The 22,565-nt window shown below is 65.0% G+C and carries 23 protein-coding genes and 1 other RNA gene; 15 read left to right on the plus strand and 9 right to left on the minus strand.

The window, feature by feature from the left end; translation table 11 throughout:
• The first annotated feature begins 12 nt into the window (after positions 1-12).
• From yidC to dapE, 8 genes are all read left to right on the plus strand, one after another.
• Complete coding sequence (gene yidC, locus ABIG06_RS09675; protein WP_370135940.1) at positions 13-1,863, plus strand: membrane protein insertase YidC; 1,851 nt, start codon at positions 13-15, stop codon at positions 1,861-1,863.
• A 110-nt stretch (positions 1,864-1,973) separates the two neighbouring features.
• Positions 1,974-2,627 carry a ribosome biogenesis GTP-binding protein YihA/YsxC gene (yihA, locus tag ABIG06_RS09680; RefSeq protein WP_370135943.1) on the plus strand — a complete coding sequence of 218 codons (654 nt, stop codon included), beginning with the start codon at positions 1,974-1,976 and terminating at the stop codon, positions 2,625-2,627.
• On the plus strand, positions 2,627-2,992 hold the full coding sequence (locus ABIG06_RS09685; RefSeq protein WP_245454564.1) for a DUF423 domain-containing protein: 366 nt from the start codon (positions 2,627-2,629) through the stop codon (positions 2,990-2,992). Before yihA ends, ABIG06_RS09685 begins: the two co-directional genes overlap by 1 nt.
• A 163-nt stretch (positions 2,993-3,155) precedes the next feature.
• Complete coding sequence (gene argB, locus ABIG06_RS09690; RefSeq protein ID WP_124161640.1) at positions 3,156-4,043, plus strand: acetylglutamate kinase; 888 nt, start codon at positions 3,156-3,158, stop codon at positions 4,041-4,043.
• Between the two features lie 185 nt (positions 4,044-4,228).
• Entirely contained in the window at positions 4,229-5,215 is a 987-nt protein-coding gene (locus ABIG06_RS09695; protein ID WP_199751797.1) for a DUF1036 domain-containing protein, read from the plus strand.
• Positions 5,216-5,229: 14 nt separating this feature from the next.
• The gene (locus tag ABIG06_RS09700) at positions 5,230-5,922 is read left to right on the plus strand and encodes a pyrimidine 5'-nucleotidase (RefSeq protein WP_124161642.1); all 693 of its coding nucleotides are present in this window, start codon (positions 5,230-5,232) and stop codon (positions 5,920-5,922) included.
• 128 nt (positions 5,923-6,050) lie between these two features.
• Positions 6,051-6,896 carry a 2,3,4,5-tetrahydropyridine-2,6-dicarboxylate N-succinyltransferase gene (gene dapD, locus ABIG06_RS09705; protein ID WP_370135946.1) on the plus strand — a complete coding sequence of 282 codons (846 nt, stop codon included), beginning with the start codon at positions 6,051-6,053 and terminating at the stop codon, positions 6,894-6,896.
• Between the two features lie 10 nt (positions 6,897-6,906).
• The gene (dapE, locus tag ABIG06_RS09710) at positions 6,907-8,073 is read left to right on the plus strand and encodes a succinyl-diaminopimelate desuccinylase (protein WP_370135948.1); all 1,167 of its coding nucleotides are present in this window, start codon (positions 6,907-6,909) and stop codon (positions 8,071-8,073) included.
• A gap of 38 nt (positions 8,074-8,111) precedes the next feature.
• Here the strand turns inward: dapE and ABIG06_RS09715 are convergent.
• The 4 genes from ABIG06_RS09715 to def form a co-directional block, all read right to left on the minus strand.
• Positions 8,112-9,073 (minus strand): IS630 family transposase gene (locus ABIG06_RS09715; protein ID WP_370135951.1). Its coding sequence is split into 2 segments (ribosomal slippage): positions 8,112-8,737 and positions 8,737-9,073, totalling 963 coding nucleotides; the frame shifts between segments, so codons are not numbered across the junction.
• A gap of 91 nt (positions 9,074-9,164) precedes the next feature.
• On the minus strand, positions 9,165-9,902 hold the full coding sequence (truA, locus tag ABIG06_RS09720) for a tRNA pseudouridine(38-40) synthase TruA (RefSeq protein WP_370135953.1): 738 nt from the start codon (positions 9,900-9,902) through the stop codon (positions 9,165-9,167).
• A 110-nt stretch (positions 9,903-10,012) separates the two neighbouring features.
• A complete protein-coding gene (gene fmt / locus ABIG06_RS09725) occupies positions 10,013-10,936 on the minus strand; it encodes a methionyl-tRNA formyltransferase (protein WP_370135956.1) in 924 nt (307 codons plus the stop codon).
• A 209-nt stretch (positions 10,937-11,145) separates the two neighbouring features.
• The gene (gene def / locus ABIG06_RS09730) at positions 11,146-11,673 is read right to left on the minus strand and encodes a peptide deformylase (protein ID WP_370135959.1); all 528 of its coding nucleotides are present in this window, start codon (positions 11,671-11,673) and stop codon (positions 11,146-11,148) included.
• 170 nt (positions 11,674-11,843) lie between these two features.
• On the opposite strand from def, the gene ABIG06_RS09735 reads away from it, so the two are divergent.
• Both ABIG06_RS09735 and ABIG06_RS09740 read left to right on the plus strand, forming a co-directional pair.
• Complete coding sequence (locus ABIG06_RS09735; RefSeq protein WP_370135961.1) at positions 11,844-13,043, plus strand: DNA recombination protein RmuC; 1,200 nt, start codon at positions 11,844-11,846, stop codon at positions 13,041-13,043.
• Between the two features lie 140 nt (positions 13,044-13,183).
• Positions 13,184-14,545 (plus strand): AmpG family muropeptide MFS transporter, encoded by a 1,362-nt coding sequence (locus ABIG06_RS09740; RefSeq protein WP_124161649.1) that lies wholly within the window; start codon positions 13,184-13,186, stop codon positions 14,543-14,545.
• Positions 14,546-14,661: 116 nt separating this feature from the next.
• Here ABIG06_RS09740 and ABIG06_RS09745 read toward each other — a convergent pair whose 3' ends face one another.
• The 5 genes from ABIG06_RS09745 to ffs form a co-directional block, all read right to left on the minus strand.
• Complete coding sequence (locus ABIG06_RS09745) at positions 14,662-15,096, minus strand: hypothetical protein (protein WP_370135964.1); 435 nt, start codon at positions 15,094-15,096, stop codon at positions 14,662-14,664.
• 27 nt (positions 15,097-15,123) lie between these two features.
• The gene (recR, locus tag ABIG06_RS09750) at positions 15,124-15,726 is read right to left on the minus strand and encodes a recombination mediator RecR (protein WP_124161651.1); all 603 of its coding nucleotides are present in this window, start codon (positions 15,724-15,726) and stop codon (positions 15,124-15,126) included.
• A 1-nt stretch (position 15,727) separates the two neighbouring features.
• Positions 15,728-16,048, minus strand: a complete 321-nt coding sequence (locus tag ABIG06_RS09755; protein WP_028176358.1) for a YbaB/EbfC family nucleoid-associated protein — start codon at positions 16,046-16,048, stop codon at positions 15,728-15,730.
• Between the two features lie 23 nt (positions 16,049-16,071).
• Complete coding sequence (locus ABIG06_RS09760; RefSeq protein ID WP_370135966.1) at positions 16,072-17,886, minus strand: DNA polymerase III subunit gamma/tau; 1,815 nt, start codon at positions 17,884-17,886, stop codon at positions 16,072-16,074.
• Positions 17,887-17,980: 94 nt separating this feature from the next.
• Positions 17,981-18,077: signal recognition particle sRNA small type (ffs, locus tag ABIG06_RS09765), an RNA gene on the minus strand.
• A 184-nt stretch (positions 18,078-18,261) separates the two neighbouring features.
• On the opposite strand from ffs, the gene ABIG06_RS09770 reads away from it, so the two are divergent.
• The 5 genes from ABIG06_RS09770 (at position 18,262) to ABIG06_RS09790 (ending at position 22,563) form a co-directional block, all read left to right on the plus strand.
• Positions 18,262-19,107 (plus strand): transporter substrate-binding domain-containing protein, encoded by an 846-nt coding sequence (locus ABIG06_RS09770; protein ID WP_370135969.1) that lies wholly within the window; start codon positions 18,262-18,264, stop codon positions 19,105-19,107.
• A 123-nt stretch (positions 19,108-19,230) separates the two neighbouring features.
• Positions 19,231-19,893: an amino acid ABC transporter permease gene (locus ABIG06_RS09775; protein WP_370135972.1), complete on the plus strand. Its 663-nt coding sequence runs from the start codon at positions 19,231-19,233 to the stop codon at positions 19,891-19,893.
• The gene (locus tag ABIG06_RS09780) at positions 19,890-20,684 is read left to right on the plus strand and encodes an amino acid ABC transporter ATP-binding protein (protein ID WP_370135976.1); all 795 of its coding nucleotides are present in this window, start codon (positions 19,890-19,892) and stop codon (positions 20,682-20,684) included. The genes ABIG06_RS09775 and ABIG06_RS09780 overlap by 4 nt, the downstream gene beginning before the upstream one ends.
• Positions 20,684-21,439, plus strand: a complete 756-nt coding sequence (locus ABIG06_RS09785) for an SDR family NAD(P)-dependent oxidoreductase (RefSeq protein ID WP_370135979.1) — start codon at positions 20,684-20,686, stop codon at positions 21,437-21,439. Before ABIG06_RS09780 ends, ABIG06_RS09785 begins: the two co-directional genes overlap by 1 nt.
• Positions 21,436-22,563: a muconate cycloisomerase family protein gene (locus ABIG06_RS09790; RefSeq protein ID WP_370135982.1), complete on the plus strand. Its 1,128-nt coding sequence runs from the start codon at positions 21,436-21,438 to the stop codon at positions 22,561-22,563. The genes ABIG06_RS09785 and ABIG06_RS09790 overlap by 4 nt, the downstream gene beginning before the upstream one ends.
• The last annotated feature ends 2 nt before the right edge of the window (positions 22,564-22,565 follow it).

Consider the following 22,565-nt stretch of genomic DNA (forward strand, 5'->3'; position numbering starts at 1 on the left):
GAGACATTCGAGATGACCGACAATCGCAATACCATCCTCGCCGTCATTCTGTCCGGCCTGGTGCTGATCGCCTGGCAGTATTTCTACAACATGCCGCAGATGGAGAAGCAGCGCGCCCAGCAGCAGGCGCAGACCGAGCTCCAGAAGACCACGCCGCAGCCGGCCGCCTCCGCGACACCCGGTGCTGCGCCGCAGCCGGGCAGCGCGACCCAGCCGGCAACGCCGGGCGCGAGCCAGCAGGGCCAGCCGGTCGTCGCCCGCGATGCCGCGCTCGCAGCCAGCCCGCGCGTGAAGATCGAGACGCCGCGGATTGCCGGCAGCATCTCGCTGAAGGGCGGCCGCGTCGATGACATCGCGCTGGTGCAATTCCGCGAAACGGTCGATCCGAAGTCGCCGCCGATCATCCTCTATTCGCCCTCGGGCACAGCGGAGCCCTACTACGCCGAATTCGGCTGGGTGGCGGCGACGGGCGTGACGGCGAAGATGCCCGATGCCCAGACCGTCTGGCAGCAGGACGGCAGCGGCAGCCTGACCCCGTCGACGCCGGTGGTGCTGAAATGGGACAATGGCGAGGGCCTCGCCTTCCGCCGCACCATTGCTGTCGACGATCATTATCTCTTCACCATCAAGGACGAGGTGAGCAATGTCGGCAATGCGCCGGTCACGCTCTATCCGTTCGCGCTGATCTCGCGCCACGGCGCGCCGCAGGTCTCGGGCTACTACATCCTGCACGAAGGCCTGATCGGCTATCTCGGCGACCAGGGTTTGCAGGAATACGCCTACAAGAAGATCGACGAAGCCAAGGCGGTGAACTTCAAGGTCACCAATGGCTGGCTCGGCATCACCGACAAGTACTGGGCCTCGGCGCTGCTGCCGGACACCAATGCCCAGCTCCAGGCGCGCTTCTCGTCGAACCCGGTCGGCAACGTCCACACCTACCAGACCGACTACCTGCTCGATCCCGTCACCGTCCCCATCGGCGGCACCGGGACGGCGAATGCGCGGCTGTTCGCCGGCGCCAAGGAAGCCGGCGTCGTCGGCGTGTTCCCGTTCGCCGGGCTCGGCGGCTACAACAAGGAGCTCGGCCTCAATCATTTCGATCTGCTGATCGACTGGGGCTGGTTCTACTTCATCACCAAGCCGATGTTCCTCGGGCTGGACTTCTTCTTCCGTTTCTTCGGCAATTTCGGCATCTCGATCCTGCTCGTGACCGTGATCGTGAAGCTCTTGTTCTTCCCGCTGGCGAACAAGTCCTACGCCTCGATGGCGAAGATGAAGTCAATCCAGCCGCAGCTTCTGGCGCTGAAGGAGCGCTATCCCGACGACAAGGTGAAGCAGCAGCAGGAGATGATGGAGATCTACCGCAAGGAGAAGATCAATCCGGTCGCCGGCTGTCTTCCCGTGCTGATCCAGATCCCGGTGTTCTTCTCGCTCTACAAGGTGCTGTTCGTCACCATCGAGATGCGGCACGCGCCGTTCTACGGCTGGATCAAGGACCTCTCGGCGCCGGATCCGACCAATTTGTTCAACCTGTTCGGGCTGCTCCCGTTCGATCCGACCACGATCCCGGTGTTCGGCCACTACCTCGCGCTGGGCATCTGGCCGATCATCATGGGCATCACGATGTGGTTCCAGATGAAGCTGAACCCGACGCCGCCGGATCCGACCCAGCAGCTCATCTTCAACTGGATGCCGCTGATCTTCACCTTCATGCTGGCGGGCTTCCCGGCGGGCCTCGTGATCTACTGGGCCTGGAACAATCTGCTCTCGGTGATCCAGCAGAGCTACATCATGCGCCGCAACGGCGTGAAGGTGGAGCTGTTCGACAATCTCAAGGCGACGTTCGCGAGGAAGGCGACGTAATCGTCATTGCGAGGAGCGAAGCGACGAAGCAATCCAGACTGTTTCCGCTGGAGAAAGTCTGGATTCCTTCGCTTCGCTTGCAATGACGCGGGGAAGCAGCGAGGCTTCGCATGACCGACGACAAAGATGCGAAGCTGATCGAGGCCGGGCGAAAGCTGTTTGCCCGCGACTGGCAGTTCATCTGGGCCTCGCCCTCGATCGCCACGCTGCCGCCGATGGCAGGGCTGGAGATCGCCTTTGCCGGCCGCTCCAATGTCGGCAAGTCCAGCCTGATCAACGCGCTGACGGGGCGCAACGGCCTGGCGCGCACCTCGCATACGCCGGGCCGCACTCAGGAGCTGATCTTCTTCGAGGTGCCCGGGAAAAGCGACCTGCGCCTCGTCGACATGCCCGGCTACGGCTATGCCAAGGCGCCGAAGAGCCAGGTCGCGTCCTGGACCGAGCTGATCCACAAATTCCTGCTCGGCCGCGCCTCGCTGGCACGCGTCTACGTACTGATCGACGCGCGGCACGGCCTCAAGGACGTCGACCTCGAAGTGCTCAAGACGCTCGACCGTTCCGCCGTCAGCTACCAGATCGTGCTGACCAAGGCTGACCAGGTGAAGGCCGCCGAGCTGCAAGCGCGCATCGCCGAGACCGAGGCCGCGCTGGCCAAGCACCCGGCCGCATTCCCGACCGTGCTCGCGACCTCGTCACGCAGCTCGACCGGCATGGAGAGCTTGCGCGCCGCGATGGCGAAGCTCTTGGAAGAGCGGAGCAAGTAGTGCTGGCCCATCGCCTCTTGATTGGGCTTGCCGGATTGATGGGCGCCGCCGGCGTCGCGCTGGCCGCCGCCTCGGCCCATGGCGCGGATGCGAGCCGGCTTGCCACGGCGAGCGCCATGCTGTTGTTTCACGCAAGCGCCATACTCGCGACCACAGCCCTGCTTGCGCGCGGCCTTCTGCACGGCGGAATTGGCCTCATCGCCGCGTTCGGCTTCGTGACCGGCGCCGCGCTGTTCGCGGGCGACCTCACTTTGCGCCAATATGCCGGGCACGCGCTGTTTCCGATGGCGGCGCCGACCGGCGGAACGGTGATGATCGCGGGCTGGCTGGCGGTGACGCTGGCGGCGGTGATGGCGAAACGCTGACCTCGTAGCCCAGATGGAGCGAAGCGCAATCCGGGGCCGGTGCCTGCGGTAAGAATCCCGGATTTCGCTTCGCTCCATCCGGGCTACATATCAGCCACACTTTGCGCCACGCCCGCCAATCGGATAGAACGCGCACCGACCGACCCGCCAGCGAGACCGTGACATGACCGACATCTCTCCGCTCGACCAGGCCCGCATCCTGTCCGAGGCGCTGCCGCACATGCAGCAGTATGACGAGGAAACCATTGTCATCAAATATGGCGGCCATGCCATGGGCGACGAGGAGACCGCGAAGAACTTTGCCCGTGACATCGTGCTGCTGGAGCAGACCGCGATCAATCCCGTCGTGGTGCATGGCGGCGGACCGCAGATCGCGACCATGCTCAAGCGGCTCGGCATTCAATCGGAGTTCGCGGCCGGCCTGCGCATTACCGATGCTGCGACGATCGAGATCGTCGAGATGGTGCTTGCCGGCTCCGTCAACAAGCAGATCGTCGGCTACATCAACGAGGCCGGCGGCAAGGCCGTCGGGCTGTCGGGCAAGGACGGCAACATGGTGAAGGCGTCGAAGACGACGCGCACCATTATCGATCCCGGCTCGAACATCGAGAAGGCGATCGATCTCGGCTTCGTCGGCGACCCCGAGAAGGTCGACCTCACGCTGCTCAACCAGCTGATCGGCTACGAGCTGATCCCGGTGCTTGCGCCGCTGGCGACCTCCAAGGAAGGCCAGACGCTGAACGTCAACGCCGACACCTTTGCCGGTGCCGTCGCGGGCGCGCTGAAGGCCAAGCGCCTTCTGCTGCTCACCGACGTGCCCGGCGTGCTGGACAAGTCGAAGAAGCTGATCCCGCAGCTCTCGGTCAAGGATGCGCGAAAACTGATCGCCGACGGCACCATTTCGGGCGGCATGATCCCGAAGGTCGAGACCTGCATCTACGCGTTGGAGCAGGGCGTGCAGGGCGTCGTCATCATCGACGGCAAGATGCCACACGCGGTGCTGCTCGAGCTCTTCACCAACCAGGGCACGGGTACGCTGATCCACAAGTGAGAGACGAGCGGCGCAGAAAAGAGGGCGTCATGCCCGGGCAAAAGCGCGAAGCGCGTCTTCGCTCAGAAGTCCCGGGCATCCACGTTCTTTCTTTGCGGAAACAAGACGTGGATGGCCGGGTCAAGCCCGGCCATGACGAATGGAGAGAGCGACGAGCCAGCCGCTCGCCTCTCGCGCGCTTCCTCATGACGCTGCCGGCAGCAATCGTCTCGTTCCTGCTCTCCTCCGCACCGGCCTTTGCCGACCTCAAGATCTGCAACCGCATGTCCTATGTCGTGGAGGCCGCGATCGGCATCGACGACAAGGCGGCGACCGCGACGCGCGGCTGGTTCAGGATCGATCCCGCCACCTGCCGCGTGGTGGTGCAGGGCACGCTGACGGCCGACCGCATCCTGCTCAATGCCCGCGCGCTCGGCGTCTACGGCGCTTCCCCGCTCCCGCAAAGCGGCAATGACATGCTGTGCGTGGCGCAGGACAATTTCGTCATCGCCGCAGCGCGGCAATGCCGCAGCGGCCAGACGCAAGTCCCCTTCACGCAAGTGACTCCGACGCAAGGGGCGGACGGCAACCTCGTTGCCTATCTTGCCGAGGACTCCGAATATGACGACGAGCAGGCGCGCCTTGCCGGCATCCAGCGGCTGCTGGTGATCGCAGGCTACGACGCAGCGCCGATCGATGGCGTCGACGGGCCGAAGACACAAGCCGCGCTGGCCGCGTTCCTGAAGAGCCGCGGATTGCCGTCGGACATCGTGGCCTCGCCGAACCTGTTCAAGGCCATGATCGACGCCGTGCAGACACCCTCTTCGACCGGCCTGACCTGGTGCAACGACACGCCGCACAAGGTGATGGCCGCGATCGCGACCGACGATGGCAAGTCCGTGACGAGCCGCGGCTGGTATCGCATTGATCCCAAGACCTGCCTGCACCCCGATGTGACCGGCCAGCCGAAGCAGATCTTCAGCTTCGCGGAAGCGGTCGATGCCGACAATCGAATCGTCAAGCTGAAGGACCGGCCGCTGAACTGGGGCGGCGACAGGCAGCTCTGCACGCGCGAGACCAAGTTCGAGACGAGCGAGCAGACCGATTGCGGCGCGCGCGGATTTGCGCCGACGGGCTTTGGCGCCGTGGACATGTCGAGCGGCGGCAAGACGCTGCGCTTTGCGGTGCCGTGAGTGAGAGAGTTTTGATGAACCCACCCCGCGCCTTCGCCCATGTCGAAACCTGGGTGTTCGATCTCGACAACACGCTCTATCCGCATCACGTCAATCTGTGGCAGCAGGTCGATGCGCGGATCGGGGAGTTCGTCTGCAACTGGCTGAACGTCGGCCCGGAGGAAGCGCGGGCGATCCAGAAGGACTATTACCGGCGCTTCGGCACTACGATGCGCGGCATGATGACCCTGCACGGCGTCTCCGCCGACGACTATCTCGCCTATGTCCATGAGATCGACCACTCGCCGCTGGAACCGAACCCGGAGCTCGGCGCAGCCATCGCTAAGCTGCCGGGCCGGAAGCTGATCCTCACCAACGGCTCGGTCGATCATGTCGATGCCGTGCTGGCGCGGCTCGGCTTCGCCTCGCATTTCGACGGCGTGTTCGACATCATCGCCGCCGAATTCGAGCCCAAGCCGGCGCCGCAGACCTACCAGAAATTCCTTAGCCAGCATGCCGTCGATCCAACGCGCGCCGCCATGTTCGAGGACCTCGCCCGCAACCTCACCGTCCCGCATCAGCTCGGCATGACCACGGTACTGGTGGTGCCGGATGGGACCAAACAGGTGGTGCGCGAGGATTGGGAACTGGAGGGCCGCGATGCGGCCCATGTCGACCATGTCACGGATGACCTGGCCGGGTTCTTGGCCGGACTGTCACCACAATAGAGGTTGTCGTCCTGGGAGCGCGAAGCGAGCCCGGGACGAGGGTGGAGTATGCCTTGACTCCGCCCCTTCAAATCTCGAAAAAGCGCTCCAATTCTCGCGAAACCACGCGCTCCCTAGAGGAAATCCCGATGTCGCTTGCAGCCCTCGAATCCACCATCAACAGCGCCTTCGAGGCGCGCGACGGCATCTCGACCACGACCAGGGGCGAGGTGCGCGAGGCCGTGGACCAGTCGCTGGAGATCCTCGACAAGGGCGAGGCGCGCGTTGCCGAGCGCGGGAGCGACGGCAAGTGGAAGGTCAATCAATGGCTGAAGAAGGCTGTGCTGCTGTCCTTCCGCCTCAACGACATGGGCGTCATTCCCGGCGGCCCCGGCAAGGCGACCTGGTGGGACAAGGTGCCCTCGAAGTTCGAGGGCTGGGGCGAGAACCGTTTTCGCGATGCCGGTTTTCGCGCGGTGCCGGGCGCCATCGTCCGCCGTTCGGCCTTCATTGCCAAGAACGTCGTCTTGATGCCGTCCTTCGTCAATCTCGGCGCTTACGTCGATGAGAGCACCATGGTCGATACTTGGGCCACCGTCGGCTCCTGCGCGCAGATCGGCAAGCGCGTGCACATCTCGGGCGGCGCCGGCATCGGCGGCGTGCTCGAGCCGCTACAGGCCGAGCCCGTCGTCATCGAGGACGATTGCTTCATCGGCGCGCGTTCGGAGGTCGCCGAAGGCGTGATCGTGCGCAAGGGCGCGGTGCTGGCGATGGGCGTGTTCCTGGGCGCCTCGACCAAGATCGTCGACCGCGAGACCGGCGAGGTCTTCATGGGCGAAGTGCCGGAATATTCAGTGGTGGTGCCCGGCGCGCTGCCCGGCAAGCCGATGAAGAACGGCCAGATCGGCCCGAGCACCGCTTGCGCCGTGATCGTCAAGCGCGTCGACGAGCGCACGCGCTCCAAGACCAGCATCAACGAGCTGCTGCGGGATTGATCCGACGCGCATGACCGATGCTCTATCCATTGCCCGCGATCTCATCCGCTGTCCCTCGGTAACCCCGGCCGATGCCGGCGCACTGGGGGTGCTCGAAAAGACCCTCAACGCAGCCGGTTTCACCTGCCACCGCGTCACCTTCAGCGAGCCCGGCACCGCCGACGTCGACAATCTCTATGCGCGGATCGGCACCGAGGGGCCGCACATCACCTTTGCCGGCCACACCGACGTGGTGCCGCCGGGCGACGAGAGCGCCTGGAGCGTCGGCGCGTTCTCCGGAGAGGTGAAGGACGGTGTCCTGCATGGCCGCGGCGCGGTCGACATGAAAGGCGGCATCGCCTGCTCGGTCGCCGCGGTGCTGGAGCATCTCGCCGCCAATGGCGGCAAGCCACGCAGCGACGGCAAGGGGTCGATCTCGTTCCTGATCACGGGCGACGAGGAGGACGTCTCCATCAACGGCACGATCAAGCTCTTGAAATGGGTCGCCGAGCGTGGCGAAAAATTCGATCATTGCGTGCTGGGCGAGCCTTCCAATGTCGAGACGCTCGGCGACACCATCAAGGTCGGCCGGCGTGGCTCGCAATCGGGCACGCTCGTCGTCGACGGCGTGCAGGGCCATGTCGCCTATCCGCACCGCGCGTCCAATCCGGTGCCTGATATCTCCAGGCTGATCGTGGCCATCTCCGACGAGCCGCTCGACCATGGCAGCGCGCAGTTCCAGGCCTCCAATCTCGAATTCGTCTCGGTCGATGTCGGCAACAAGGCCTTCAACGTTATCCCCGGCGAGGCCCGCGCCAAGTTCAACATCCGCTACAACGACAACCACACGCAAGGCTCCCTACGCGAGCTGGTCGAGACGCGCCTCGCCAAGGTCTGCGGCAACCGCATCAAGGCCCGCATCGTCTGGGAGCCCTCGAACTCCAACGTGTTCGTGACCAAGCCCGGCCCGTTCACCGACCTCGCGGTCGCCGCGATCGAAGAGGTGACGGGCCGCAAGCCGGAGCTGTCGACGTCAGGCGGCACATCGGACGCGCGCTTCATCTCCAGCTACTGCCCCGTGATCGAGTTCGGCCTCGTGGGCCAGACCATGCACCAGATCGACGAACGCGTGCCGGTGGCCGATCTGGAGAAGCTGACGAAAGTGTATCGCGGGATTTTGGCAAGGTATTTTGGGTAGGGTCTAGCTCTCGCCAAACGCTCCGCCGTCATCGGACCCTAGAACGTTAGCCGATCAGGTTGCAAATAGCCGGCGGCGGCGAAGTAGTTTTTGGATTCAGTGGGCGTGTAGGTGTCGACGATGCGCCCGATCGCGTCCCAAAGGCCGCCGACGGTACGTTCGGCGGCCTTTCGCAAGTGCGCCTTGAGCTTGGCGAAGGCGTTCTCGATGGGATTGAGGTCGGGGCTGTACGGCGGGAGATAGAGGAGCGTGGCGCCGGCCGCCTCGATCATCTCGCGTATGCGTGGCCCTTTGTGGCTGGACAGATTGTCCATGATGACGATGGCGTGCTCGGGCAGCTCGGGGACGAGCACTTTTTCGACATAGGTCTCAAAGGCGTCGCGGTTGATGGGACCGTCGAGCACCCAGGGAGCGATGATGCCGTGCGTGGTGAGAGCAGCTACGCAGGTTGTCGTTTTCCAATGGCCGTGCGGAATGGCGGCGCGCAGGCGTTCGCCGCGCCGGCAGCGGCCATGTGTCCGCGCCATGTTGGTCGATGCCCAGGTCTCGTCAATGAAGACGAGGCGATCCCGGTCGAGCTTGTCCTGACGCTCGCGCCAAGCCTCGCGCCCCTTCAAGACATCCGGACGGTCCTGCTCTGCGGCATGGGCAGTCTTTTTTTGCGCGTGATCTTGTGACGCGCGAAGAAGCGGCGGATCGTGCCATAGCCGAAGGATAGGCCTTGTTTGCTCAAGCTATGCCGCAATTCCTCGATGGTAATATCGGGCGAAGCCTCGAGCAGAGCCATGATCGTCGCCTGATGGGCATCAATGCGGTGAGACTTGCGATCGCCCCCTTGAGCCCTCGGCAGGGCATCGCCTTGCTTGCGCTCACGCGTTCGCCAGCGGCTTACGCTCGCCGGACTGACGCCAAATCGCTCGGCAGCCTGCCGGCCTGAAACGCCCCCTTCAATACAGCCGAGAACGCGTTCACGAAGATCCATCGACAACGGTTTCGCCATGCCCGCCGGCCTCCAGTCCCCGGCAGACAGTTTGAATCATTAAACCGCTGATTTGGGAATCCCAAACGATTCAGTCAGGTAGGCTACCGCTCTAGTAATCCACCTTCATCAGGTACAGTCCCTCCGGCGGGGCGACGACGCCGCAGGCGGCCCGGTTGCGGGCTGCGAGGGCCGCGGAGAGATCGTCGGCAGTCCAGCGCCCCTCGCCGACCCAGACCAGCGAACCCACCATCGAGCGCACCTGGCTATGCAGGAAGGAGCGCGCCGAGGTGATGACCGTGATCTCGCGGCCGTCGCGCAGCACGTCGAGCTGATCGAGCGTCTTCTCGGGCGATTTGGCCTGGCACTCGGTATCGCGAAAAGTGGTGAAATCGTGCTTGCCGAGCAGGCGTTGCGCCGCCGCGTGCATCGCATCGGCATCGAGTCGGCGCGGTACGCGCCAGGCGTGGCCGATGTCGAGCGCGAGGTTGGCGCGGGTGTTGACGATGCGATATCGGTAGTGGCGCTTGACCGCCGAGAACCGCGCCTCGAAGCTGTCGGGCACGATCTCGGCTTCCAGCACCGCGATCGGATGCGGACGCAGATGCGCGTTGAGCCCGTCGCGAAAACGTCCCGGCGGAAACTGCTTCTCGACGTCGACATGCGCGACCTGTCCGCGCGCATGCACGCCGGCATCGGTGCGGCCGGCGCCGTGCACGCGCAAATCCGCCCCCGTCATCGCCTTCACCGCAGCCTGCAGCGCGCCCTGGACCGACGGCAGCGTCTCCTGCACCTGCCAGCCAAAGAACGGCGCGCCGTCATATTCGATGGTGAGCTTGTAGCGGGGCATCGATCCGATTTGATCCGGTGTCATTGCCGGGCCTGACCCGGCAATCCATCGCCTGGAAAGAGTCTTGTTGGAAGATGGATACTCGGGTCAAGCCCGCGCATGACGGTTGGTTAGCTGAATTTCGCTCCGGCCTTCAGCGGCACGCCGCGCAGAAAGTCCGCGGCCTGCATCCGTGCCTTGCCCTCGCGCTGGAGTTCGATGATGCGGATGGCGCCCTCGCCGCAAGCGATGGTGAGCTGGTCGTCGAGCACTTCGCCAGCCGCGCCGGAGCCCTTCGCCAGTTCGCAGCGCAGGATCTTGACGCGTGCATTCTCGAACTCGGCCCAGGCGCCGGGAAACGGCGACAGGCCGTGGATGTGGCGCAGCACGGCTCGCGCGGGCATGGTCCAGTCGATCCGCGCCTCGGCCTTCTCGATCTTGGCGGCATAGGTGGCGCCGTCCTCGCTCTGCTTCTTGAGCTGGAGCCCGCCGCGCTCGAGCGCGGCCATCGCGCGCACCATCAGATCGGCACCCAACCGGGAGAGGCGATCGTGCAGATCGAGCGCGGTCATGCTGTCGGAGATCGCGATGCGCTCGGCCATTGCGACGTCGCCGGTATCTAAGCCGACGTCCATCTTCATCACCATCACGCCACTCTCGGCATCGCCGGCCATGATGGCGCGGTTGATCGGTGCCGCACCGCGCCAGCGCGGCAGCAGCGAAGCGTGCAGATTGTAGCAGCCGAGCTTTGGCGCATCGAGGATCGCCTGCGGCAGAATCATGCCGTAGGCGACGACGACTGCGGCGTCGGCATCGAAGGCGCGGAACTCCGCCAATGTCTCCTCGGTCTTCAGCGTCTTCGGCGTCAGCACGGGAATGCCGAGTTTTCGCGCGGCTTCCTCGACCGGCGTCGGCTGCAATTGCAGGCCGCGCCGCCCGCCGGGCTTCGGGGCGCGGGTGTAGACCGCCACGATCTCGTGGCCGTGCGCGACGAGCTCGAGCAGCGTCGGCACGGAGAAATCGGGCGTGCCCATGACGATGAGGCGAAGGGGCATCAACAGACTCGTTGTGTTCCCTCCCCCTTGCGGGGGAGGGCTAGGGAGAGGGGTGCCACACGACGCGCTCGTTCGGGATGAGCGCGGGTGCTTTGCTTGCGCTCCGCAAATCAGGAGCACCTTTTGCTGGGCTACCCCTCTCCCCCACCCTCCCCCGCAAGGGGGGAGGGAGCGCATAGGAGCGCGTGGTAGCACCAATCGCTTGCAACTCACTCCGCCGCGCGCCTGGCGGCTTTCTCGAACTTCTTCATCACGCGATCGCGCTTGAGCTTCGACAAATAGTCGACGAACAAGACGCCGTTGAGATGGTCGATCTCGTGCTGGATGCACGTGGCGAAGAGGCCTTCGGCGTTCTCCTCGTGCACCTTGCCGTCGAGATCGGTGAAGCGCACGCGCACCTTCGCCGGGCGCTCGACCTCCTCGTAATATTCGGGGATCGAGAGGCAGCCTTCCTCGTAGACCGAGAGTTCCTCGGAGGAAGCGAGGATTTCAGGATTGATGAAGACGCGCGGCTCGCGCTTGGTCTCGCCGTTCTCGTCGCGCTTGGCGAGGTCCATGGTGATCAGCCGCAAGGGCTGCGCGACCTGGATCGCCGCGAGGCCAATGCCGGGCGCGTCGTACATGGTCTCGAACATGTCGTCGGCAAGCTTGCGGATCTCCGACGTGACCTTCTCGATCGGCTTGGAGACCAGGCGCAGCTGCTTGTCCGGCAGGATGATGATTTCTCGTAGGGCCATGGGCGCGATTTAAGCCGCGCGCCGGATGCGGTCAATGCGGCCAGGAACCCCGTTAACCCTCCGCTAACCATAAAACTTCAGGATTCGTTAACCATAATATCAGGGAGCAACTGACGATAAACGTTCCCTCTTCGTTCGCCACTCCCTGCGAATCGGGCTACAAGGGCGGTATGAACGAGATGATTTTCATGCTGGGCGACTGGCCGGTACGCACCATTGACGCGCTGATCGGCTTCGGCACCCTCGTCCTTATCCTGCTGGTTGTAATTGCGGTGGTGATCGCGCGCTCCGGGCGGCGCGGCGCGGAACTCGCGATGGCGCACGCGATCCGGGCCGACGAGCTCGAGGAGCGGCTCAGCGAGGTGTTGCGGGCGCAGAGCGAGTCGTCGGGCCGGGTCGATGCCATGACCCAGGCTCTGGCCGGCCGTCAGGCCGAGATGGCGCGAGCGGTGAACGAGCGGCTGGATTCGGTCACCCACCGCGTCGGCCAGTCCATGGAACACTCCACCCGCAACACCATGGAGAGCCTGCGCGCCCTGCACGAGCGGCTCGGCATCATCGACAGCGCGCACAAGAACCTCACCGATCTCACCACCCAGGTGACCACCTTGCGCGACGTGCTCGCGAACAAGCAGTCGCGCGGCGCCTTCGGCCAGGCGCGGATGGAGGCGATCGTCCAGGACGGGCTGCCGAAGGGTGCCTACGAGTTCCAGTTCACCCTCTCCACCGGCAAGCGGCCCGACTGTGTCGTGTTCCTGCCCGACCAGCGGCCGCTTTGCATCGACGCGAAGTTTCCGCTGGAAGCGATGACGGCGCTGCACGACGCCCGCACCGACGAGGAGCGGCGAATCGCCACGCAACGACTGCGCGGCGACGTGATGAAGCATGTCAGCGACATCGCCGAAAAATATCTCGTCGCCGGCGAGACGCAGGAGATGGCGCTGATGTTCGTGCCGTCGGAATCCGTCTACGCCGAGATCCATGACGGTTTCGACGACGTGATCCAGAAGGCCTATCGCGCACGCGTCGTGCTGGTGTCGCCCTCGCTGCTGATGCTCGCGATCCAGGTGATGCAGCAGATCATGAAGGACGCGCGCATGCGCGACGCCGCCGATCAGATCCGCACCGAAGTGATCAAGCTCGGCGACGACCTCGGCCGCCTGCGCGACCGCGTGCTGAAGCTGCAGAAGCATTTTGCCGACGTGAGCGAGGACGTCCGCCAGGTGCTGATCTCCGCCGACAAGATCGAAAAGCGCGCGGGACGAATCGAGGAGCTCGATTTCAGCAAGAGCGACACGTCGGAGGCTCCGCGGCTGGTTGCGACAGCCGCACCGGAGCTGTTCCCGCGGAAGCTCCAGGCGGGGGAGTGATTCCAGGTCGTCATGGCCGGGCTCGTCCCGGCCATCCACGGCTTTTCGGCGGCATTAAGAACGTGGATGCCCGGGACAAGCCCGGACATGACGGACTTTGTGGCAGAGGCAGCGCCGCCAGAATCTGCTAACACCCCGCCATGACCGCACCCGACGCGACCTCCTCCGCCGATGCCCCCGCGCCTGCGCCCTCCTGGCGCGAGAGCCTTGCCGTGTATCTGCAGCCGCGTGTGCTGATCGTGCTCTTCCTCGGCTTCTCCTCGGGGCTCCCGCTCGCACTGTCGGGATCGACGCTGCTGGTGTGGATGGCGGAGGCGGGGGTCGATCTCGGAACCATCGGGTTGTTTGCGCTGGTGGGAACGCCGTACACGCTCAAATTCCTGTGGGCGCCGCTGGTCGACGCGCTGCACGTGCCGTTCTTCACCCGCGCCTTCGGCCGCCGGCGTGGGTGGCTGGTGTTTTCGCAGCTGCTGCTGATCGGCGCGATCCTGCTGTTGGCGCTGACCGATCCAGCGCGCTCGCCGCTGTTCGTCGCGCTTGGTGCGCTCCTGGTCGCGACGATGTCCTCGACGCAGGACATCGTCGTCGATGCATTCCGCGTCGAGAGCCTGCCCGAAAGCGAGCAGGCCGCCGGCATGGCCGCCTATGTCGCGGCCTATCGCATCGGCATGCTGATATCGACCGCGGGCGCCTTGTTCATCGTCACCGGCTTCGAGGCGATCGTCCCTCGTGGCGCCGCCTGGATGTGGGGCTATGTGGTGATGGCCGCTCTGGTGCTGATTGGCACAGTGACGGCGCTGGCCGCCACCGAGCCCGCTCAATCCAAGCGCGCCGAGGCTGCCACGCAGAACGAGGACGCGCTCATGCGGGTGTTCCATGCCGCGATGGGCGCGTTCTCGGAATTCCTGAGCCGCAAGGAAGCGTGGGCGGCGCTTGCCTTCGTCGTGCTGTTCAAGTTCACCGACGCGTTCTCCGGCAATATGACCGTGCCGTTCGTGATCGACATCGGCTTCACGCGGAACGACTACGCGGTGATCGTGAAGGGCGTCGGCATCGCAGCGACCTTGGCCGGCGGGTTTGCCGGCGGATTCGTGGCACGGCGCTATTCGCTCGCAACGAGCCTGTGGATCGGCGGCATCGTACAAGCGGTCTCCAACCTGTCGTTCTCGTGGCTGGCACTGGTCGGCGTCAATGAATGGGCGCTGACCCTCGCGATCACCTCCGACAATTTCTGCAACGCCATCGGCACCGTGATCTTCGTCGCCTATCTCTCCGCGCTGTGCCAGAACCCGTTGCACACCGCGACCCAATATGCGCTGCTGACGGCGCTCGCCGCCGTGGGACGCACCTATTTGTCGTCGGGCGCGGGCTATCTGGCGAAAGCGACGGGCTGGCCGATGTTCTTCGCGATCTCCGTCCTTGTCGCCATCCCCAGCCTGATGCTGCTGGCGTATTTGCAGAGGCGCGGGCATTTCGAGACGCTGGAGCCGGCGCGGGTGTGAGCTGACGCTCTCGCGGGCGAAGCGAAGCAATCCAGACTGTCACCGCAGGGGCTGTCTGGATTGCTTCGTCGCGAGGGCTCCTCGCAATGACGGCGGAGAGAGCCGCGCAGACGCCCTTACTGCTTCTTGATCAGGCTCCACTTCGTGATCACGGCCTCGCTCATCTGGCCGGCATCGCTGGCACAGGCGATCTCGTCGACCTTGACCGAGATCTCCTTGCCGACGAACGATTTCAGCTGCGTGGCCTGCGCGTCGGTGGAGGTGACGAGCTGGAAGGTTTCGGGACCGGTCTCGAGATTGCACAGCCCGTTCGGCGGAGGCAGCCGGCGCGGCTCGGAGGTGATCTGGTAGGTTGCGACGCGCTTGCCGTTCTTGACGTCGCGAACCTTCATCGCGTTCAGTTCGCCCGAGAGCACGTCACCGGTGTTGATCGGCTTGCCGGGCTTGGACGGCGGCGGCGTCTCGTCGCCCTGCTGCGCGGAGATGGCCGGGCTCACCAGCAGCATCATCATCGCGACCAAAGCCCATCGCGTGGCGAAAAGTTTCGTCATGTCGTCCGTTCCGTAAAGTCTGGATGGCTAGAACAGCGTACGCTGCCGCATCGCAGCCGATAGCGTACCTTCATCGAGATAATCAAGCTCGCCGCCGACGGGAACTCCGTGGGCGAGCCGCGTCACCTTCACATTGGCGTCCTGAAGCAGGTCGGTGATGTAATGCGCGGTGGTCTGGCCGTCGACCGTCGCGTTCAGCGCCAGGATGATCTCGTGCACCTGCGAATCATGTGCGCGCGCCACCAGCGAATCGATGGTGAGATCCTGCGGACCGACGCCGTCGAGCGGCGACAACGTCGCGCCCAGCACGTGATAGCGCCCCTGGGTGGCATTGGCCCGCTCCAGCGCCCAGAGGTCGGCGACGTCGGCGACGACGACGATGATGGAGGGATCGCGCTTCGGATCGGTGCAGACAGTGCAGGGATTTTGCGTGTCGATGTTGCCGCAGGTCTTGCAGACCTGGACCTTGTCCAGCGCGACCTGAAGGGCCGAAGACAGCGGCATCATCAGCGCTTCGCGCTTCTTGATCAGATGCAGCGCAGCGCGCCGCGCCGAGCGCGGACCGAGGCCCGGCAGCCGCGCGAGAAGCTGGACCAGCCGCTCGATCTCGGGACCCGCAACAGCGCCCATATTACTGGCCGAACAACCCCGGCGGCAGGCCGAGCCCGCCGGTGAGGGCCTGCATCTTCTCCTGCATGGCGGTCTCTGCCTTGCGACGGGCATCACTGAGCGCGGTGACGAGCAGGTCTTCCAGCACCTCGCGCTCTTCCGCCTTCATCAACGAGGGATCGATCTTGATGCCCTTGACGTCCATCTTCGCGGTCATGCGCACGGCGACGAGGCCGCCGCCGGAGATGCCTTCGACCTCGACGTTGGCGAGCTGCTCCTGCATCTCCTGCATCTTGGATTGCAGCTGCGCCGCCTGCTTCATCATGCCGAGAAAATCAGCCATGGGTTCGTGTCCTTGAAAGAGGCTCAGAAATCGTCGTCGCCGTCGGAACCGTCGGGCGGATCGTCACTGCCATAGTCGGCGTTAATATTGGTTTCCGGCGTCTCGGGGGCAAGCCTGCGGACCTCGACGACCTTGGCACCGGGAAAACGCGACAGCACCTCCTGCACGCGCGGATCGGCTTCCGCGGTACGGGCATGCTCCTGCTTGGCCGCCTGGTTCACCGAGCGCAGCGTCGGCTGGCCCTGCTCGTTGGACACGATCACGGTCCAGCGCCGGCCGGTCCACAGCTCGAATTTCTTCGCAAGCTCCGAGATCATGGTCTTGGAGGCGTTGGGCTCGAGCGCGACTTCCAGCCGGCCCTCTTCGAAACGGACGAGGCGCATGTCGCCTTCGAGCGCGCTCTTGGTCATGATGTCGCGCTTCTGCCCGGCCAGCGCGACGAGCTGGGTGAAGCTGGTGATGCGCAGCTGCGGTGCCGCGGCTTGCGGATCCGGTGCGGGGGCCGCCATCTGCGGCCGGGCCGCACCGCCGCCGAACGAAGAGGGCGAGGAGGTCGGCAAGCGAAGAGGCGCCGCGGACGCAATTGGTGCGGAAGGCGCGCTGCGCGCCGCACTGCCGCCGCTTACGACCGGAGAGCCGCCGCCGTTCTGCTCCAGCATCCTGATCGCTTCATCGGGCGTCGGCAGATCGGCGACATAGGCAATGCGTACCAGGACCATTTCCGCCGCGGCGGCGGGGCGCGTTGCGGCCTGCACCTCGGTGATGCCCTTGAGCAGCATCTGCCACATCCGCGACAGCACGCGCATCGAGATTTTCGACGCGAAGTCCCGCGCGCGAACCCGCTCGGTCTCCCCATAGGCGACGTTGTCGGCGGTCGCCGGCACGATCTTCACGCGGGTGACGAAATTGACGAACTCGGCGAGGTCCGAGAGCACGACGATGGGATCGGCGCCGACGTCGTACTGCTCGCGGAACTCCCTGAAGGCGGCAGCGATGTCGCCGCGCGCCAGCGAATCGAAGAGATCGATGACGCGGGTGCGGTCGGCGAGGCCCAGCATCTGCCGGACGGCATCGGCTTTCACCTCCCCCGCTGCGTGCGCGATGGCCTGGTCGAGCAGCGACAGCGAATCGCGCACCGAGCCCTCCGCTGCGCGCGCGATGATGCCGAGCGCCTCGGGCTCGAGCTCGACGTTCTCCTTGGCCGCGATATTGGCGAGGTGCTTCATCAGCACATCCGCCTCGACCCGGCGCAGGTCGAAGCGCTGGCAGCGCGACAGCACGGTGACCGGAACCTTGCGGATCTCGGTCGTCGCGAACACGAACTTGGCGTGCTCCGGCGGCTCCTCCAGCGTCTTCAGGAAGGCGTTGAAGGCTGCCGTCGACAGCATGTGGACTTCGTCGATGATGTAGACCTTGTAGCGGGCGCTGGCGGGGGCATAACGCACGCTGTCATTGATCTGTCGGACGTCGTCGACGCCGGTATGCGACGCCGCGTCCATCTCCAGCACATCCATGTGCCGGCTTTCCATGATCGCCTGGCAGTGCACGCCCAAAGTCGGCATGTGGATGGTCGGGCCCTTTACCGAACCATCAGGCATCTCGTAGTTGAGCGCGCGGGCAAGGATGCGCGCAGTGGTGGTCTTGCCGACACCGCGGACGCCGGTGAGAATCCAGGCCTGCGGAATGCGCCCGGTCTCGAACGCATTGGAGACGGTGCGGACCACCGCCTCCTGGCCGATCAGGTCGTCAAAAGAGGAAGGGCGGTATTTGCGCGCCAGCACCCGGTAAGGCGCGTTGCCGGCGCTGTCGGGATTGGGAGAGGCGCCAGCGTCGGTCATCGGTCGATCCGCAATGGAATGTCTCTTGGCCGGCTCTTGCGGAAAGGAGCGCGCTGGCGGGACGACCGCCGGCGCAATTCGCTCGAAAAAACAGGTAGGAGACTGACGAGCGACCCGATCCGGACCTCGTTAGGGCTGCTTCCTTCCGGACCTGACCCGGTTGGCGAGTGGCTCGTCCACCGCCAATCTCCCGGTCCCTATTTGGGGCCAAAGAGGGCGGAAAGCAAGCGGGTATCGGTTCGAACGGCTCGAGTTTGCCCAGCATCAGGGCAATTCCCGGCCTGCCCAGCCGATAGGCTGTGCTTTCGCCGCACGGACCACCTTGCTAAGAACGCCTGCCGGAACTCCATCCAACCAGAAAAGCGATTGATCCCAATGGTTACACGTCGTGATGTTGCATCGATTGTCGGATTGGGCGCGGTGACAGCGGCCGCGCTGGCTTCGCCGACCGTGGCCCAGACAGCCGATCCGAACGAATCGACCTTCGCCCGCATCCGCCGGACCAAAAAGATGCGGATTGGCGCGGTCGGCGGCGGCGCGCCCTATTACATGAAGGACCTCGCCTCCGGCCAGTGGAAGGGTTTCTACATCGACATCGCGAAGGGCCTCGCCGACGACATGGAGGCCGAGCTCGAGATCACCGAGACCACTTGGGGCAATTCGGTGCTGGATCTCCAGGCCAACAAGATCGACGTCTTCTTCGGCCTCAACCCGACCCCAAAGCGCGCGCTGGTGGTCGATTTCTCCGTGCCGGTCTTCAACAATGCCTTCGCCATCCTCTGCAAGAAGGATTTCAAGCCGAAGAGCTGGGCCGAGCTGAACTCGCCCGACATCAAGATCGCGGTCGACCAGGGCTCCTCGCATGACCAGGTCGTCAGCCGCCTGACGCCGAAGGCGCAGATCACGCGGCTCAAGACCGCGGACGATGCCACCGCCGCGCTGCAGACCGGCCGCGTCGATGCGCAATGCCTGATCACCATGCTGTCGCTGACCGTGCTGAAGAAGAACCCGTCGCTCGGCCAGCTGGTGCTGCCGACGCCGATCTTCGCCACCACGTCGAATGCCGGCTTCCGCCGCGAGACCGACAAGACCTGGCGCGACTACGTCAACACCTGGATCGACTTCAACAAGGGCCTCGGCTTCATCCGCAATGCGATCATCACCAACATGGAGCTGGTGGGCGTGACGGAAGCGGACATTCCGCCGGGCGTGTCGCTGTAGGTTTCCGCCGTCGTTCCGGGGCGCCCGAAGGGCGAACCCGGAATCTCGAGGTTCCGGGTTCGATGCTTCGCATCACCCCGGAGCGACGGTGCAAAATGGCACCCACGACGAGTAATCGCACGCATGTATCAGTGGGACTTCGGCATCCTCTGGAGCTATCGCTGGCTCTTTCTCAACGGGCTCGGCGTCACCGTCGGCTTCACGATCGTCATCGTGGTGTGCGGGTTGCTGTTCGGGCTGCTGGGCGCCTTCGGCAGCCTGTCGCGCTTCAAGGCGTTGCGCCTTCTCGTCCTCACTTTCATCGAGGCGTTCCGTTGCACGCCGATCCTGGTGCAGCTGATCTGGTTCTATTACGCGCTTCCGATCCTCGCCGGCGTCGAGATGACGCCGATTACCGCCTCGGCGCTGGCGCTGTCGCTCTATGGCGGCTCGTTCTATTCGGAGATCATCCGCGGCGGCATCGTCTCGATCGACAGCGGCCAGTCCGAGGCCGGTGCCGCGCTCGGCATGACGCCGATCCAAACCATGCGGCGCATCGTGCTGCCGCAGGCGATCAAGCGCATGATTCCGGCGCTGATGAACCAGTCGATCATCCAGTTCAAGAACACCTCGCTGGTCTCGGTGCTGGCGGTCCCCGATCTCGTCTATCAGAGCCAGGTCGCGGCCCATGACAGCTACCGGCCGCTGGAAACCTACACCGCGGTTGCGGTCGCCTATGCGGCGATCCTGATTCCGCTCACCATCCTCGTCCGCCGCGGCGAGAAGCGACTGGCGGTCGGCGAATGAGCGAGACGCCGAAAATCGAGATCCGGTCCTTACGCAAGAGCTTCGGCAGCAACGAGGTCCTCAAGAACATCAATCTCGACGTCGCCAAGGGCGGTGTGGTCGCACTGATCGGCCCGTCGGGCTCCGGCAAGTCGACGCTGCTCCGCTGCATCAATCTGCTGGTGGTGCCCGACGGCGGCAGCGTCCGCGTCGGCGACACCCGCTTTGCGTTCGGCGACGGCGCCAAGCTGCCGGACGTGAAGACACTCGCAAGATTCCGCACCACCACCGGCATGGTGTTCCAGCATTTCAACCTGTTCCCACATATGACGACGCTGCAGAACGTGATGGAAGGCCCAGTCACGGTGCGGCGCATGGCCAAGGCCGACGCCGAGACGCTCGCGCGGGCACAGCTCGCCAAGGTGGGCCTTGCGGAGAAAGCCAACCAATATCCGGCGACGCTCTCAGGCGGGCAGAAGCAGCGCGTCGCAATCGCTCGGGCGCTCGCGATGGAGCCTGATGTCATGCTGTTCGACGAGGCCACCTCCGCGCTCGATCCCGAGCTCGTCGGCGAAGTCCTGAATGTGATGCAGCGGTTGGCCTCGGAAGGCATGACCATGGTGATCGTGACTCACGAGATCGCCTTCGCCCGCGAGGTCGCCGACCGCCTCATCTTCATGCGCGACGGTGTCGTCGTCGAGGAAGGTCCGGCGCGGCAGGTGATCGACAATCCCAGGGAAGCGGCAACGCGCGCCTTCCTCGGCCATTTCCACCGCACCGGCGCTTTGCCGCCGGCCACAACGGCACCGTGATGTCTGAAATCAATCGCGTCTATCTAGTCACCGGTGCCGCCAGCGGCATTGGCCGCGCCACCGTAAAGCTGCTCGCGGCGCCCGGCATCGGGCTCGTGCTGCATACGCGCTCCAATTCAGAAGGCCTCGAGGCAACCGCAGCGGAAGCCGCGGCGCAAGGCGCTCTCGTCGCAAAATGCCTCGGCGACCTCGCCGAGGAGACCGCGGCCGCCGACGCCATCGCTGCTGCGCAGACCGCCTTCGGGCAGCTCGACGGATTGGTTCTGGTCGGCGGTCACGCCCGCCGCGGCAGCGCCATCGGCACGCCGCCGGACCAGTTCCGTCAGGCGATGGACGAATCGGCGCTCGCGTTCACGCGGATGGTCGACGCCGCGCTGCCGCTGCTGCGCGCGGGGCGCGATGCGCGCATCGTCGCGGTGTCGTCCTTTGTCGCACACGCGATCCGCCCCGAATTCGCGCCCTTCGCGGCGACGGCCGCAAGCCGCTCCGCGCTGGAAGCCCTGGTGCGGCTGACCGCGGTCGAACTCGCCAGCGACGGCATCACCGTCAACGCAGTTTCGCCCGGCCTCATCGTCAAGGACAAGCCGAGCGAGAGCCGCCTTTCACCCGAGCAGATCGCAGCAACCGAGGCGCTGATCCCGATGCGCCGGCGCGGGCGGCCGGAGGAAGTCGCCGAAATCATCGCGTTCCTCGCATCCCCCAAAGCATCCTACGTCACCGGCCAGATCTGGCACGTCAATGGAGGCCTGACATGACCGAAGCGACCATCGAACGCCTCAGGCTGTTCCTGATCGAAAGTCCAATCAAGATGACGCGCCTGCAGGGCGTCGGCAACGTCAAGGGCACCGTGAAGCGCGTGCTGATCGAGCTCACGTCGAGTGACGGCGTGATCGGCTGGGGCGAGGCCGCGCCGTGGGAGGTCTTTACGGGCACGCCGGAAGCAGCGTTTTCGGCGCTCGATATTTACTTGAGGCCGATCGTGCTCGGCAAGCCGGTGCGCCGCATCCGCGCGGTAATGGCCGAGCTCGACCGCGCGCTGGTCGGACATGCCGAGGCCAAGGTCGCAATCGAGATGGCGTTGCTCGACATCGTCGGCAAATCGTCGGGACTTTCGGTCTCCGACCTCCTCGGCGGCCGCGTGCGCGACACCATTCCCCTCTCTTTCTCGATCGCCGATCCGGATTTCGCCGCCGATCTCGAGCGCATGCGGAAGATGGTTCCCGACGGCAATATCATCTACAAGGTCAAGACCGGCGTGAAGCCGCATCGCGAGGACCTCGATCATCTCGCGGCGATCCGGAAGGAATTCGGCGACAAGGTCGATTTGCGCGTCGATTACAATCAGGCGCTCGCGCCGTTCGGCGCTATCAAGATCCTGCGCGATGTCGAGGAATTCGCGCCGACCTTCATCGAGCAGCCCGTGCCGCGCAAATTTATCGACGCGATGGCGCAGCTCACCGCGGCGCTGGAAACGCCTGTGCTCGCGGATGAGAGCTGCTTCGATCGCCGCGACATGATGGAGGTGGCGCGGCGCGAGGCGGCGGACGCCGTATCGATCAAGCTGATGAAGGCCGGCGGCCTGTTCGAGGCGCAGGCGATCATGGCGATCGCCGACATCGCCGGCCTGCCCGGCTATGGCGGCACGCTGTGGGAGGGCGGCATCGGGCTTGCCGCGGGCACGCAGCTGATCGCGGCGACATCAGGCATATCGCTCGGCTGCGAGTTCTACATGCCACACCACGTGCTGACCGAGGACGTGCTGGAAGAGCGCATCGCCAACCGCGCCGGTCACGTCGTCGTGCCTGACGGCCCGGGCCTCGGCATCCGCGTCAGCGAAGCCTCGGTCCGCGCCAATGCAAGGGTGCTGGCGGAGGCGTAAAG

This window comes from Bradyrhizobium sp. USDA 326, assembly GCF_049739485.1.
GTDB lineage: Bacteria > Pseudomonadota > Alphaproteobacteria > Rhizobiales > Xanthobacteraceae > Bradyrhizobium.